Genomic DNA, 15,046 nt, shown 5'->3' on the forward strand with positions numbered 1-15,046 from the left:
ACCCTCGTGAGGGTCTCGAGGGTTTTATTTGCGTAACGAATGCATTGTCAATTCGGAGAACTAGCCATCCTAACTCCAGCCTGGGTAATTTTCGTTAAGAAGTCTCATAGCGATGCGACGTTCTAACTACAGAAGTTCCACTGACCCTTGATACAAACGCAGGTAATCCACAGGCATAGTTTCGAGCTTACTGGTTAAATCACTCATTGCATCAAAGTCGACATTCGTTTTTTCAAATATTAAAAACGATGCGAGCCCAAAAGCTGTAGATATAAGCGCGATCGTTTCACTTCCTACTGCAAGCAGTACCAGGTCTTTCATTGTATTCCAAGAAATAGCTACAATAACCAAACCAATGACAATTGAACTAAATCGAATTGTCATTGGTTTGATAAAATCCACCAGCCTATAAATGCGATGCTCTTTTACTATTTCTCCCAGGTTGTCGCCACAATCTCGTATTCGGTCACCTTAAGATTCCCATCTTCAAGCGTTTGTTCAACACGAACACCTTTAAATTGAGAGTTCAATGCCTCGCTAAGACGCTTAACGTCATCAAGCATGCCAAGCTCGCTTAAGTGCTCAAAGACGTCTTTTCTAGAGCCGATAACTGTTGGAACGAGCCTAGCCATGCCTAACCTACCTTAACAACCAGAGTCGCCACTGCAAGAGTTGCCATCCCCTATAGAACTGGCACTACTGCTATTGCTTGATGGAGTTGGATCAGAAACGGCTGGTGGTGGATTGTTTTTAGATGAAGATGTGTTGTAGCGTGCGTTATCGCAAACGTTGTCGCTAGTGTTGAGTTTAGGGTTTTCAATATCTCCCCAGATGGTTTCTTCACCTGCAAACTCATGACTTGGAATATTACTGGTGATGAGCAGCACGCCATCAACAACATCATAAACCATAACTTGGCACGTTCTATTGTAATTACTTCTTGCTAGCACAGTGTAATGTATATGGTTAATCGCAATACGAGTTTTTACTCCAGCTGAGACGTCTTGATCTAACTTAAACCGAAAACTCATCATGTCTTCGTTTGCGTAGTTAATATCATCCTGCCTTTTGCTTTTAACAACAGCCTTAACGATAAAATAAGTGATAAAGCATAAAGCACTAAACACGACGGCTGACGTGGCAAAATTTAAATCGTCAAATACCATACTTACTGACATCATTATGAAAGCGGACAAGGTCATAAAGAGAAGCATCGAAGTACCGATGAACAGATCAATACAGAGTAGACAAACCGCAAAGGCAAACCATAAAGTGGGTTCACTAAGTACAAAGCCAAATACATTCATAATTATTCCCTTTTTGTAAGCAACTCAGCAATACCAGCAATAGAACCAACCAACTGGGAAGAATCAACAGGCATCATTATCGTTTTGCTAGATTCGCTTTCACCAATTGCTTTAAGTGCTTCGGTATATTCAGTCGCGACTTTTAGGTGAACACCATCTGCGCCGTTTTCTTTTACAGATTTAGCGATCATGTCATTCGCATCGGCTTGAGCTTTACCACGTTCACGAATTGCTTCTGCATCATTTTTAGCCGCCTCTAGTTCACCTTGAGAGCGTAAAATCGCAGATTGCTTTTCTGCCTCTGCAGCAAGTACCTCGGCTTCTTTTTTACCTGTAGCTTCGGCAATTTCAGCATCACGCTGGGCATCAGCAGTGATTCTGAGTGTTCGAGCATGACGGTCTGCAGCAACAAGTTGTTCCATTGAAGCAATGGTTGTTTCAGTAGGAGTGATATTTAAAATTTCATAGCTTTCTAATTCACAACCATATTTACCTGCAATTTGAGCTAATTCTGATTCTATTGCAGCCTTAATTTCTGCGCGTGATGACAGCAGCTCATCTAATGTTTTTGTCCCCATCACGTTACGAAGAGATGTAACGCAGTAATTTTCAATTAATTGCTCTACGTTCATGGCTGTATACAGCGCTTTCTTTACGTCAACGAATTTAAAGACGTACTGAGAAGAAACGATTAAAAGAGAATTATCATTTGAAAACGCTTCAACATCTGGAAGTTCAACGATTTGAGCCTTTACGGTCGGTCGGTGCGCTACTCGCTCAACCAAAGGAACTAAGAATGCTAGACCCGGGGTTAACGTTCTACTGAATTTCCCCAGCTTCTCAACAACGTACAGTGACCCCTCGGGCGTTATAACTAAACTTGACTTCAATACCAAGATTGAAGCAGCGAGCACTAATACGCCAATTACGATTGTTTCATACATGGTCTGTCCTTTTCTTTAATGATTGGTTCAGACCTATAAGCGAAAAGTTTTCTATAAGTTGTCGGCTTAACTAATCGTTAGATACTGCAGTCGTTACGAGTTTGATTAGTGCATTTCGCTATTTGAAGAAACGATAATAAGGAACGTAAACATGAACTATTTATTTTTGATGTTGTTGGTTGGCTTGCTGACTTTAACAGGTTGCGGTGGTGATTCTGGTGGTTCAAGTAATTCTGAATCTGAAGTGGTAGACACCCCCTCAAATGGCAATGACGAAACAGGGAATGACGAAACAGGGAATGACGATGGTTCAAGTGATCCTGAGAATCCCTCTGACGGCACGGAGCCTGATGGCACACCTAATGGGTACGAGCCACCAGCGAACACACAACTGGAACGTCAGGACTTTTCCGATCCCAACTTCTATTCACAAGATTCATATAATGATGAGAGCCAAGATGATTACTATGATGATCGTGTGAAGCCAGAACCGCTAAATCGTGATGAGAGAATTGAAAAGTTAGCACTATTGCAAAATGGCGTTTGGACTATGGATTGCAAACCTTTTAGCGATGACTTTAATTTCACGGTTGAGCTCACGTTTTCCGACTATGCCATGCCAGACAATATCAATTTTGAGGTCGCAGACTTCTTAATGCTTAGAGCGACGATTAACACTTTTGATTCAACGGATGCTGCTTGCTCTGGAACACCTATGGATGTAAGAGATGTATCAGGCGCATATCGTGTCTCAAACCTTGTCACTACCAATAATGGTGATGAAGCATTAGATATGACAATCAGGCTGTTTGAAACCATCGACATCACGCCAACACAGGGCAGTCAAGTGTATTACCTAGTCGCAAAGTGGAATGACTGGCAAATGCATATGTCAGATTGGATTGTCGATGACACAAACCATCCTGCCGATCGTGGTACCGATCTTAACTACATCCATACTTACCTTAAAATCACGCACTAACAATCATACATATGCCAAGTGCTTATGTATTAGTACTTGGCATGTGTTTGTTCTATCTTGTAAGGTGAACCACTAACGACGAAATGACAATCATGCCAGTGTTGTAACCTCTCTTTAGTCTTAATGCTATAGACCCGCTTTGACACTTGATTACCGCACTTGCATTGCATCTCATACACATTTTGTTGTTTCCTGATTGTCGCCAACGTTCTGTAAGGTTAGAAAACATGAAAATTAACAATAGAACAATACACAACATCAAAAGGTATCTTGATAGAGCTGGAGTGTCTTACACTCAGCAAGAATCAATGAGTTCAGATTCAATCTATCTGCACTGTTATGAATCTAAAATAGTATATTTTTCACTTAACGACCTCGCTAAATCTGATGAGCAGATCAAAACGGTCCGTTTGTCGAGTCATGTACTCCCGACCAAATATGACGGACAGATGCAACTGATAGACAGTTTTGAAAGGTTTGATTCGATTAATTACGAGCATTGGTCAGATTTGCTAGAAAAGATACTTGCAAGCTTCAACTTGTCTTTGCCACCTGAGCCCAAAGCTGCAAAAAGGCGATGGATGGCGCGTAGATTAGATAAACTCGAAATATCCCAACTTACAACTCGCGAATCTTTCACCAGCGTTGAGCAATACCAGTTAAACATCAAAGAGCAACAATCAGAACTGCTTGAGCAATTGCAACAACAAATAACTAACGAAAACCTAAAGTTCGCACTTAACAAAGCGATCTTGGCTGCTCAGTCGGTCTTTGAAGCGCGAGAGGGCGTGTTATCTGGAAAAATAAGTACCAGAAACAACAAATTGCGAACAAAACTCGTTGCTTTTAGAAACACTCAGTATGAAAAAGATGTTCGAGAGCTAACTCACTTGATAAAAATCCACGGCTACAAACTATCCTGTGTTTAAGTCGAAATCTCTACACGAAAAAATAATTGGCTGAAAGTGGTAATCAGGTTTTATTTTGAATAAAACTTAAACAAATCATTTGCGCAAGCAAATAGCTATACATCGTAAGCTATTGGAAATAAAAGGATATTGACTGCGTTTTATGTAGAATAAAGACCGAAAATCTTAATGAGATTTTTGCTATGTCTTGATAAAATTAAGTAATACAAATTTTGAAAGAACGATTCGCAGTTCAAACCAGACTTCCAGAATACGGATATTGTAAACTGTGACTTTATTAACATTTGTTTAGGATGAAGAATGGACAAGCAGGACTTAGCGAACCTTTACTGTGAAACGGCATTGCATATTAATGGGTTTACTAGGCAGGAAATACTGAACGGAGTCGCAGGTATGTTTGGTCATATTCCAGTATATACGGACGATTTTGCGACATACCTCCATACAAATCAATCTTTGCCGTACACTGACCAAGAGTTTGAGCTGGTCTTTAAGCAGTTTGTTTCTACCCAAATAACGGATGATGAACACAACACCATTCAATCTTTGAATGTTACTTCCCCTATTTTCAAATAAAAAACCTCAGACAAGAGGGCAAATCAGGTGAGTGATTTGGTCTTAGTCTGAGGTTTTTACTTAGTTAATGAAAGGGATAAGTTTATCAATCTCCTTATCTCTTGCTACGCGACCTGGTTGAGTTAGCTCCGACACCACTTTTAACACGTTTGGATAGGTTAACATGATAAAAGACAGGTTCTGACGCGGCACTCGACTCCATGGGTGTGGCCAGTTGGTGCCAATCTCAAAATGACATTCTTCAAGTTCATTAATGAAATTTGCAATCATGCCACTTGGGTCGTGAAAGGTTGATACACCAGCCTCCAAAGATTCGATAAACAAAACGGTTTTGCCGTCGTCATCAACCCCCCAGCTAGCATTAGCGCCCATTCTAATCGCGTGCGCGATTGCGTAAGGCTTGTAATGATATAGGCCTGGGTCGAATACTTTTGCAGCCCAGTTTAGTACTTCAGCGAGAACTTGATAGTACGCCGGGCCTTTTAAAAACCAAGCATTACTGAACGGGATGCCTAAGTCATCCAGGTTGCTAACCGCCTTTTTGATCATTCCAAAGTTATTCGCAGCCAGAGGCTTTGGCTTAGTTTTTCTCTTACGAATTTTCTTCGGTTTATCGTATTTGCGTTGTTTGTTAATTTGAATGTCAATAATTCGAGCCGAATTACCGGATAAACGGTACTGCTCTAGTGGGGTATTCATAGTGGTTTTCTCCATATGATAATTGCCTAATAATGGCGGGTTAAAAAACCAAGAATTACCCGTTCAAATAGAGTAAAATTGCACAGATATACGATTCTTGATGATACAAAATGATTGATTTTTCAAAAATTGCTACCCACTTGCTCGCTACACAATCGCTCATTGCAGGTGGCAACCTTGTCGCAGCGAAACACGCTTTCAGCACCTTTGTATCGATGTATAAAGATGTCGAACAGTTGGCCTTAAATTTTGTCGATGAGGCGCAAGATCATCAGATCACTAAACTTCAAATTTGCGTCTTACAAGACCAAGCTAACCAGCTAGAGAATGCGCTTAGTGATTTAGAAAGAAGTCGTGAATCGGCTAAAAAGCTTCGTGATGAGTTAACCGCTTTTACCGAGCGATTTGAGAATGTTGAAGCGATTGATAAGTCATGGGAAAAGACGATTTCTTCATACGAAAAAAATAAGAATGAGTCGACAGAAATCATCAATGAACTTGCATCGCAAAATCGTAGTTTAAGGCAAGAAATTCGAGAGCTTAAAGAGCAGAAATCGTTAGATTCAGGCGTTGTGATTGGATCAATGCTTGGTAAAGGTAAAGCGAAGAATCGTTTGAAATATGAACTTAAATTCTACTGGGAAGAGTTAAAGTACGAATCTCTTACTTTTGATGGTACTCGCTTAATAGCTGGTCTGCCCTTTCACTTTAAACTCAGTGGCAGTAACGGTATCTCTGTTGATGTTCAATTAACGGAAACTGGAACCGGCTTGATGCCATCTTGTGAAGAGTTAGAGAAAGACTACCCGGGCAAACCTATGAATGACTTGATCCACCAGCAGTTTCTTAAGCTGAAAAAGTATATTGACCCAAATATCTTGCTCTACATTCAAGATTTGAAGAAAACGCCTGCAACTACGCTTAAATTCGTTAAACCGGATATGAAAAAAGCTTTGCAGAAAGCTAAAAAGATCACGTTGTTTGACGTGTTATCGACAACGAAGAGAACGTTTATCAAGGATATGAATGAGGCGAAAACTAAGATGCACGAAGATGATTTAACGATAATTTATGTCTCGCTTTACGCTTACGCCACTAAAATTCGTGAGCAATATCTTGAGTCGGACTATAAAGACGTTTCTTATCAGATCAAAGCAAAATAAAGGGAACCCCTTACACACCTGGGGTGTGTTGGGGGGTTCGCTTGGTTAGGCATTAAAATGGGCATTCCCCATCGGCTTCTGAGTAGATGCCTGCCTTTTGAGCTTGCTGTTTGTACCAAAGCAGCTCATTAATTTGTGTGGTATAGCAGTTCATTTCCTCAACAGACTCTTTAATGTCATCGAGCGCTGTGTGGTTGAGCTGTTTATCGATACCTTTCAAGCCAAGATGCGACCACAAACAAGTTCTTGCTGCAACGTTAATGCTACTTACATCGAATTTTCGATAGTGAATATATTGTCGAACGCGTGGTAGCTGAGCATCGTAGAACTGCATGTCGAAAGCGATATTATTTCCCATCGCAACCGCACCGGTTCCAGCATCACGGTTGAACTCTCTCACACCGTTAGTGTGGAGGAAGTCCAAAATGATACTTTGGGCATCATCATTATCTTTAGCAACCGCATCAAATCCCTCACCAGATTCAATTCGTGCTAAAAGGCCTGATTTTTTGTGCTGTTTGAATGCCCACGGATCAAATCTTTTCAGCATTTCTTCAGTCACAGTAATACCAAGATTTAGCTTGTGGCAATCCTCAAGGTCAATGATGCCTTGTTCAAATGACTTTGGTACGAGAATGCCAACTTCAATTAAAGGACGGTAAAGCGCGCCATAGACACGTTCTCCGTTATCAAGCGTGACCATATCAGCAAGACCACCTGTTTCGGTATCTGTCCAAAATTGGTCTTCTTGGTATTTGTATTTCTTAGTCGTACTCATAATTTATCTCACTATGGTTTAGCGAGGATCAACCGCCCTAGAGGAAGTTGAATCCTCAAAGGGATGGTATTGAGTAAAGGTGTATTAACTCAGTTATCGAAGTGAAAGCTCTTTGTCAGATGTGCGGCAAGGACCTTGAATATAACGACAAGAGACGTGCTGCAGTTTTTGTACAGAGAGGTTATGTTTTCCATTGGCATTAGTGATTCCAGCATTAAACGCCATCAAATCCATGTCAGATTCAATAGTGCATTCATACTCTTCACCAATCGCATATAGGTAACCTTGTCTAGCTATTTGGTCGATTCTTTCAAACATCATTAATCCTCCAACTCCATCGTAAGCGGATTAATGCCAAGCTCTGATAACGTCAATTTATCAAGGCAAGCGGAAAAACCGTCTTCGGTTGAAAAAACAGAAGAAGTCAGGTTTGCAAGATTGACTGGTTTTTCGACAATAAAAGTCGCCTTTTCAATGGCAGGTACATGGTCGAGTTGCATAGACGAACCAAGGTTGTAACCATAAAGGGGTTTCTCTCGGAGGTATAACGAGATCACTTTACGATCGTTGAGTGTTGGTTGGTATTTAGGCATGGGGTTTCTCCTGTTGAATAATAGCCGAGATTGGCGGGTTGGTAATTCAATACAGGATGCTGCAGGCAAACGAAAAACTGAGCATTGCTCAGGTCATTGTTTATAGGCCAGTAGGCTATTTCGGAGGGTTAGTTGTAAACTTAGGTGTTCAAAGTTGTTGTGTCAACCTCTATTAAAGCCCCGCTTACTCATCGACGAGGCTTTAATTAACTGATTTCAACTTAAATTACATGCTCTTGAGGTCAGGGGCTAATGGTTTAATGATAGAATAATATTTCCCACACCAATCTGAATCTCCATGGTAACTTTTGACTTGCACATTAGGCTCTAAGCTACGTTGAATGCTGACACACTTTTTTGATAACCCAAGTAGCACTCTGAGCGATTCTGCCAGTTGTTCTAGTGAACTCTCAAAGCTTCGCATCTCAAACACTACCATTTCTTTTCCATTTTCATCGTAGGCGCACCAAACGCTTGAATAAGCCTTTCCTTTAAAATCAACCTGTTCATTGTATAAAAGAAAACAGGTTTTAATAGACTTAAGTAAAGCAGCAAAATCATCGATAGAATCAATCGTACTTAGCAACTGATTAATATCCTGCACAAAATCTTCGCTGCATATTGCCTTGATATTTTGAGCGGTGAAGTCAATATTTAGTATTTCAACGTATGTCCTGGCTGTCAGGTGAATTGTATCAGAACAAGAAAGTCGATGAGCTGAAGTATTCTGTATTACGCAGTCTTTGTATCGTTCGCTCGACATGTAAGCGTTTTCGAGCATTGTGTAAATGCTGTCAATTTTCTCTACCATGGGCCACCCAAACACATTCAATACTTGCGCCCCAGACGGTCTGTTTATTAAGATGCCGTTTTCTTGGTCTTCAATATGCAGCCCATCATGCCATTTGAAGTCCAAACCAAAATCCACCTCAACATTTTCGTTAATAGGCACAATATAATTACCAATGTGTATTACTGAATCTAAATAATTATTGATTGCCTCTTTTGTTGTAAGTCCTGGCATATAAGATAGAGGCTCATATTCTGTCAGCATTTCCATGTTAATCTCATGACAAAAGTGGCCATCCATTTCAGATGGAAGCAAATCGACATCATAATACTTAGGCTCGCCTAGAAAACTCACAACTGGAGAAAGAAGTCTATTCTCAATATTTTGGTCAGAACTTAGCCCAACAAGCAGTTCTCTGTGCTTGCTATTGAGTGCAATCTCGGCATCCTTATTAATTTTTATAAATAGAGAGCCATAGCCTGTGCTGAGTGTTTTACTAAACCTATACTCGGTAGATTCCACCACTCCAGTTGTTGTTGTGAAATATAGTACTGCGTCGTGATTTGCGTAGTTGGGGTCGGCTAAACTAACACCCGATTCTCGCTCACTATCATGGTCGTAAAAACCGGCATCATACCAAGTGGTATTGTCTTGAATTGAACGAGGCGTTTTTTCCCAGCAAACTTGCGGATGACTAGAGTTACCAATCACTTCACTGAGAAAATCATTTATGTTACAAAAGGCTGCTTTATCAAAGCATTGTGATAAATTTATAATAGACGGGAACTGAAAGCCATTAGACGGGATGTGTAACACCTGAAAATCTAATCTAACAAACCTTGCGGTAGTGAGGTGATCATGTACGCTTGAACAACTGTATACATTATCTACAAAACAATTCCAGTCATCTAAGTGTTTAGTATGGTCATAGCCAAACTTACTTTTAACTATGGTTTCAATGGAGTCTATATAACTTTGAGGCGTAAATATAAGAGGGCGGGACTTTAACATTGCGACTAGCGCATTGTATGATTTAAAACCAAGAGCTTGTGCGTGAACCTCTTTAAATCTCGACAACTTAAATGGACTTGCTGCAGCCCATACAGCGACCGCATGATTGGCTTGCTCTAATGACCGATGACAAATGGTATATGCCATAAAAACGTTCTCCAAGGTGAGCTACTAGAGTCTTTTCAGCCACATTTAACTACTCACTCACCATTGGGTAACATGTAGAATTTTCTTTCTTTGTACTAAGTTTAATCTTGCTGTGTGGACAGAGGTGATTAACCCACTTGCAGCATTGAGCCAACAAGTCTTTGAATTTATAGTATATAACTATAAATATTTGTCAACAGTCATCGTAAAATAAGTTAATACAGCGAATTCACCAAGTGGGCAGCCACACTATGGACTGCCATAGTTAATTTACATTTAACCGATGTACTCTGTCGTAACAAGGTTGCAATATCGTCCTTTTATACGCATACGCTCTGTTGCAATCGGAGCGTCTGAAAACCCAATCTTTTGACCAAAGGACAGTAGATCTCGGTCATCTATTTGGGAGTCAGGAACATTAAAATCAAGCATCAACTGGCTATACAACCCAGAGATGTTTAGGGACTCCGCTTTTGTGGGGTTAAAGCGCGAGAACACCTTTTTTGGATCGTACAAAACAGTAAAAATTCGCTTGCAAGGTGTTTCAAAATATTCAGATTTAAAGAACTTGATAAGCTCTTGGGCTAGTTTCTTACCACGAAATGCTTCTTTCACCGCGATTACTTTTACTAGTCCCAGCATTTGTTTGTTCAGACTGCCGTAGTGCATGGCAATCACATCCCAATCGTTTTCTTTTCCCGATTTAATTGTCTTGATCTTTTCGCGCAGTATTGTTGTGCAATTCAAGTGCTCTAGGAGTGAAAAAGCAATAACCTCTCCTTGATGACTAACCAGAACTAGTCGCTTGAACCAACTATCAACGCCTTTAATTTCGGGTTTGACTTTTATTGTCTTAATGTCAAGCGACAAGTCACCAACATAAATACATACGTTGTAATCAACCGTCACCGTGAGTTTAGGACTGACTTTCACAAATGGGTGATGATAATCGTCCTTACTACTTGGAAAGATACTATTGATACCAGCTTTTAAAGCACGGTAAGCGTGAGGACGAATGGCTTGTTGGTCGAGGCACACCGTCACAATAAAATTCGAGTGACTGCCCATGTCATCGTAATAAACAGAACGCGCATACAATTGGCCCAAATAGTTGCCAACAAATTGCTCAAAATGGTGTTGGTCTCTTTCCCGTTTTCTGACATACAGAGCATTTATCTGTACCTGCTCATTACCTACTTCAGAATACGATGCTTTGTTGTTATAGGAGAGTGAAGCAACCGCTAACCAATTTTTCGGATCACTACGGTCTATCCAGTAAAGCAGCTGATGGCGCTCATCTGGAACCGAGCTTAAATCAAATCTCAATTCGTCAAGAACCTCAGCAATTACCTCAGATCTATCAAACAACTCATCGTTGTGCTCCACAACCCTAATTGATGAAAAGTCAGTAAAACTTAAGTCGGGATATACGTCGTTAAGATAATGAATTGAATACCTACAGGTCGCATCGTAAGGGATTTTATGCCTGTAAAAAATCGGTGAAATTGAACTGTCTAGCTCAGGAGTATCTGAGAGCGATAGAATACTGATTGAGTTTTTCATAATTGCCGTGCCTTTGTTAGTAGGTTCATCAACAAAAGCGAAAAGGAAACTTGTAATTTCGCTTATTGATATGAACCTACCACGGAGATTAATTATGATTTGTAGCAATACTGGTGTGGCGTTGCTATACCAAGTTTGTAAGCAAAGAAGCGCATTCAAGGTGCTCTGTGCTTTTCTCGTTTTTTTCAGTCTATCTGGTTGTGCGGACAACATTTCTATCATTCAAGCGGCTGAAATCGAAACTGTTGGGTTTTGGCACGGCTTTTGGCATGGAGCCATATTCCCCATGGCTCTTATTGGCATGATATTTTCGGACAACGTAACTTTCTACGCCTTTAACTACAGCGGCGGAGGGTACAAGTTAGGATATTTTCTTGGAATCTTCATGTTTGGCCCGATATTTCATATAACCCTATTATCAGGATTGTATGTTTATATACGTATGGGAGTAGATAAAAGAAGTAGGTAGCTACAACAACCTCATACGCTACCCTAAGCCATAAATTATTTTTCGCTTATAGATTTGAGCTCAGAGTTTCTGAGCGACGATAAACAAGGAAATCTATATGTTGAAATCTATTAAAGTGTTAGTGGCCGTTTCTGTAATGTCGGCACTATCGGGCTGCGTTAAACCAACATCTATTGACGCTGGAGTGGAGGGAGTTTTAATCAAGAAACCGTGGTTTTTTGGTACCGGTGGTGTTGAATCTAAACCGTTACAAACGGGACTAACTTGGACTGCAATGAGCACGTCGGTTGTTGGCTATAACATCAAACCATACAAGATTGAAGAATGCTTTGAGGACTTATCAACAGCAGATAATGTACCAGTAGACTTTTGTTCGTACATCACCTTAAAGCAACAAGCAGGGATGACACCAAAACTACATGAGCTTTCTGGGAAAAATTGGTATGAAAACAAGTTAAAAGATGTGTTTAGAACGGAAGTGAGGAACCAAGCACGAAATAAAACATCTTCTGAGCTTCGCACAGACAGTAACGTAATTACCAATCTGCAAGCATCGATTCTTGAAGAAATGAGGGGTGAGGTACTTGCAGTAGATCTCCCTGTAGATATTGTAAAAGTGATAATTGGTAAAGTAATTCCACCTAAAGAAGTGTTAGCTGAAGCGGCAAGAACCGCGGCCCAAAAACAACGTGTAAAAACACAAAATGAACGGGAGCAAGCAGAACTATCACGCAAAAAAGCTGAAATAGCATCGGCTCAGGCTGACAAAGCTTATGCCGCTGAATTTAGCATGACGACGGAACAATTTCTGCGCAACAAAGAATTGGAAATTATGTCGATAGCTGTTCAAAAAGGTAAGACGGACTTGATAATTAATGCATCTAACGCAACACCAGTGTTCAACGTGAAGTAATAGAGCACTGAAGTTTTTGTTTACTAAAAATCTAAGTAGCGACACCGACTCATCGGGTCGCTACATGCTTTTTTTTAACTTGCGTTTTAAGAAGATGTACACAGTATGCATTCCCTGCTCGAATCTAAGTTGAATGTTTAAAAGCAGCCCAACAGTTAAAAATGGCAATAGAAGCAACCATTCCCACCAATGCAAGGTCACCCTGCCACTATCACCCTCTCTAAATACTTTAATAAAATAAAAAAGAGAAATAAGTAAGTAACCAGCAGTAGTCCAAATGATAGTGTTCATACAGCCCCCTTAATTGCTAGAAAGCGAACTTAGACTGAGAGCGCACTCCTGATTGCCCACTAGTAATGCTCAGTAGTTATAAGCAAATTTCGTCACGCAGTTACCTAACATAAAAATGGGGCAATGCCCCCTTTTCACTTAAGATTGGTAATCGTTTAGAACTTATAAAAAACACCGACTACTCCAGAAGACGTAGTCCAATCATCGACGTCATGGCTTGAACCTGTGTACTCAGCAAAGATCAACATATCATCGTGAACCAGATAATCTACCCCGATGGTGTATGCCGTGGCTGACGCGTTGGAGTCTTCATCGTTATCAAGAAGAACTGTGGTATAGCCTCGAATACCATTCATCGTGTAGCTGCCAGCAAAGCTCCATGATTGACCACTCATAAAGTAACCATTGCCCTGGCTATATGGGCCGTTATAGTCGGAGTAGATAGCACCAACGTAAAATGTTTCATTGCGATACGCGGCACCAACGGCATAAGCATTTAGATCAAATCCCATGAAGTCCCCTGCATCGGTATACATTGCAGACACGTTAAAATTGTCGGTCTGATATGAAATGGCGGTCGAATATTCACGGTCAATATCGTCCTCACCTGAATCCTGCATATCAGCGCTAAAGAGGAAAGTATCGTTGTATACGAACTCATATTTGACGCCTTTGAACTTCTACCCTTGGAAATTCTTTAAGACTAAATTTATGACAATTTGCAGAAAAATCTATCTCTAACAGTATTTTAGGGTAATAGTTTCTCATTTTGAATCTCAAGCATAGCAGTTGTCATAATTTTTTGTAAATCGGGCTGATTTTGATGATTTTCCAAGTGCAAATTTGTCATAAAAGCTAAGGTGTTGCTATAAGGTGAAGTGATAGTCAATGCGATGGGATCGCTTGGTGATCACACACATATACAATTGCCACCCAGCTCACTTTTGGACAAAAGTGCGTTACGGAAAATCGAATGTTAACGATCCATGAATAACAACTGGTATTGCAAAGGAAAAAGAATAGGCGGTAAGCGTCTTGAAGAGTCTGGACAGTCTAGGTCATTATATTCAGAGTTCAGTATTGATGATGCAAATCAGTGTTACGTATTAGTATTCAATTCAATTAAAGCAGACTCTACAACAGAGTGAATTTCTCACTTCATCGTATTTAATAGCAAACAAACCTATTTGATGCCCCGCGCTACTACATTACGTGAGCTCAAAGTCTGAAAATGTAATTAAACAATCCCGCGGCAGTTGATATCCATTTATCTTTCCACCCTCAATTACGCCAGTCATGGAACCAATAAAAGTGTTGTTAAAATCATCATCATCAATCCTGATTGTTGTGATTTTTACCTCGTAGCCCTCAAACGGCAACCATTTTAATTCCTTATTAACGGCACAAATTGCAATGCGCAAAGCTTCGTCAATTCCAGAAACTTTCGAGCCATTAACTTTGATGATGGAATTAAGCTTTGATGCTTCTATAGCCTCCTTAAACTCAGCTTTAGTTGTATCAGAAAACATGAAATTGTCTTGAGACAGCGCAAAATCGATGCAGGAAATCATTTCAGCTCTGACATTGTCTACACTATCCAACCCCTTACCAATTTTAAAAAGCCCATCAGAACAGCATTTTTTAAGATTGTATAACGCATATCTATTTTTCGCGTTAAATTCCTCTATTGCCACCCTCGCTCTCTCCTGTGCACTTGAGGCTCTCGCTCTTGGGCATGTTCCCCATTTACTCGAATAAACTATGTTGTGGTTTTTTGGTGGCGTTGGTGTTTTATGGATAAACACTGGTATATCTAAATTTTTTTTATTGCTCATACTAACCCTAATTATCGCCTATACCCAAACCATTATTAACTTATATCACACACAAT

At 40.2% G+C, this 15,046-nt stretch carries 18 protein-coding genes; 5 read left to right on the forward strand and 13 right to left on the reverse strand.

Annotated elements, in window-relative coordinates; genetic code table 11:
- Positions 1–126: 126 nt before the first annotated feature.
- The 4 genes from VA249_RS22615 to VA249_RS22630 all read right to left on the reverse strand — a co-directional run bounded on the left by VA249_RS22615 (position 127) and on the right by VA249_RS22630 (position 2,251).
- Complete coding sequence (locus tag VA249_RS22615; protein WP_221072319.1) at positions 127–321, reverse strand: hypothetical protein; 195 nt, start codon at positions 319–321, stop codon at positions 127–129.
- A 107-nt stretch (positions 322–428) separates the two neighbouring features.
- Entirely contained in the window at positions 429–632 is a 204-nt protein-coding gene (locus tag VA249_RS22620; protein ID WP_176703639.1) for a hypothetical protein, read from the reverse strand.
- Between the two features lie 12 nt (positions 633–644).
- Positions 645–1,307 carry a hypothetical protein gene (locus VA249_RS22625; protein ID WP_176703637.1) on the reverse strand — a complete coding sequence of 221 codons (663 nt, stop codon included), beginning with the start codon at positions 1,305–1,307 and terminating at the stop codon, positions 645–647.
- Between the two features lie 2 nt (positions 1,308–1,309).
- Entirely contained in the window at positions 1,310–2,251 is a 942-nt protein-coding gene (locus VA249_RS22630; protein ID WP_176703635.1) for an SPFH domain-containing protein, read from the reverse strand.
- Positions 2,252–2,402: 151 nt separating this feature from the next.
- Between VA249_RS22630 and VA249_RS22635 the strand changes: the two genes are divergently transcribed.
- The 3 genes from VA249_RS22635 (at position 2,403) to VA249_RS22645 (ending at position 4,738) form a co-directional block, all read left to right on the forward strand.
- Positions 2,403–3,233, forward strand: coding sequence for a hypothetical protein (locus VA249_RS22635; RefSeq protein WP_176703633.1), 831 nt, complete (start codon positions 2,403–2,405; stop codon positions 3,231–3,233).
- Positions 3,234–3,460: 227 nt separating this feature from the next.
- Positions 3,461–4,162 (forward strand): hypothetical protein, encoded by a 702-nt coding sequence (locus tag VA249_RS22640; protein WP_176703631.1) that lies wholly within the window; start codon positions 3,461–3,463, stop codon positions 4,160–4,162.
- 300 nt (positions 4,163–4,462) lie between these two features.
- Entirely contained in the window at positions 4,463–4,738 is a 276-nt protein-coding gene (locus tag VA249_RS22645) for a hypothetical protein (protein ID WP_176703630.1), read from the forward strand.
- A 60-nt stretch (positions 4,739–4,798) separates the two neighbouring features.
- On the opposite strand, the gene VA249_RS22650 is transcribed toward VA249_RS22645, so the two are convergent.
- On the reverse strand, positions 4,799–5,437 hold the full coding sequence (locus VA249_RS22650) for a hypothetical protein (protein ID WP_176703628.1): 639 nt from the start codon (positions 5,435–5,437) through the stop codon (positions 4,799–4,801).
- Between the two features lie 110 nt (positions 5,438–5,547).
- Between VA249_RS22650 and VA249_RS22655 the strand changes: the two genes are divergently transcribed.
- Positions 5,548–6,600, forward strand: a complete 1,053-nt coding sequence (locus VA249_RS22655) for a V-type ATP synthase subunit I domain-containing protein (protein WP_176703626.1) — start codon at positions 5,548–5,550, stop codon at positions 6,598–6,600.
- Between the two features lie 52 nt (positions 6,601–6,652).
- Here the strand turns inward: VA249_RS22655 and VA249_RS22660 are convergent, their stop codons facing one another.
- The 5 genes from VA249_RS22660 to VA249_RS22680 form a co-directional block, all read right to left on the reverse strand.
- On the reverse strand, positions 6,653–7,378 hold the full coding sequence (locus tag VA249_RS22660; RefSeq protein WP_176703625.1) for an exonuclease domain-containing protein: 726 nt from the start codon (positions 7,376–7,378) through the stop codon (positions 6,653–6,655).
- A 93-nt stretch (positions 7,379–7,471) separates the two neighbouring features.
- On the reverse strand, positions 7,472–7,699 hold the full coding sequence (locus VA249_RS22665; protein WP_221072321.1) for a hypothetical protein: 228 nt from the start codon (positions 7,697–7,699) through the stop codon (positions 7,472–7,474).
- Complete coding sequence (locus VA249_RS22670) at positions 7,699–7,971, reverse strand: hypothetical protein (RefSeq protein ID WP_176703622.1); 273 nt, start codon at positions 7,969–7,971, stop codon at positions 7,699–7,701. The genes VA249_RS22665 and VA249_RS22670 overlap by 1 nt, the downstream gene beginning before the upstream one ends.
- A gap of 226 nt (positions 7,972–8,197) precedes the next feature.
- The gene (locus VA249_RS22675; RefSeq protein WP_176703621.1) at positions 8,198–9,919 is read right to left on the reverse strand and encodes a hypothetical protein; all 1,722 of its coding nucleotides are present in this window, start codon (positions 9,917–9,919) and stop codon (positions 8,198–8,200) included.
- A 276-nt stretch (positions 9,920–10,195) separates the two neighbouring features.
- On the reverse strand, positions 10,196–11,695 hold the full coding sequence (locus VA249_RS22680) for a hypothetical protein (protein WP_221072323.1): 1,500 nt from the start codon (positions 11,693–11,695) through the stop codon (positions 10,196–10,198).
- Positions 11,696–12,048: 353 nt separating this feature from the next.
- Here VA249_RS22680 and VA249_RS22685 point away from each other — a divergent pair, with 353 nt between their 5' ends.
- The gene (locus VA249_RS22685; RefSeq protein ID WP_176703615.1) at positions 12,049–12,864 is read left to right on the forward strand and encodes an SPFH domain-containing protein; all 816 of its coding nucleotides are present in this window, start codon (positions 12,049–12,051) and stop codon (positions 12,862–12,864) included.
- Positions 12,865–12,924: 60 nt separating this feature from the next.
- On the opposite strand, the gene VA249_RS22690 is transcribed toward VA249_RS22685, so the two are convergent.
- The 3 genes from VA249_RS22690 to VA249_RS22700 form a co-directional block, all read right to left on the reverse strand.
- Positions 12,925–13,155 carry a hypothetical protein gene (locus VA249_RS22690; RefSeq protein WP_176703613.1) on the reverse strand — a complete coding sequence of 77 codons (231 nt, stop codon included), beginning with the start codon at positions 13,153–13,155 and terminating at the stop codon, positions 12,925–12,927.
- A 155-nt stretch (positions 13,156–13,310) separates the two neighbouring features.
- A complete protein-coding gene (locus tag VA249_RS22695) occupies positions 13,311–13,775 on the reverse strand; it encodes a porin (protein WP_176703611.1) in 465 nt (154 codons plus the stop codon).
- A 588-nt stretch (positions 13,776–14,363) separates the two neighbouring features.
- On the reverse strand, positions 14,364–14,990 hold the full coding sequence (locus tag VA249_RS22700) for a hypothetical protein (RefSeq protein ID WP_176703610.1): 627 nt from the start codon (positions 14,988–14,990) through the stop codon (positions 14,364–14,366).
- Between the last annotated feature and the right edge of the window lie 56 nt (positions 14,991–15,046).

Source organism: Vibrio alfacsensis (assembly GCF_019670485.1).
Classification (GTDB): domain Bacteria; phylum Pseudomonadota; class Gammaproteobacteria; order Enterobacterales; family Vibrionaceae; genus Vibrio; species Vibrio alfacsensis.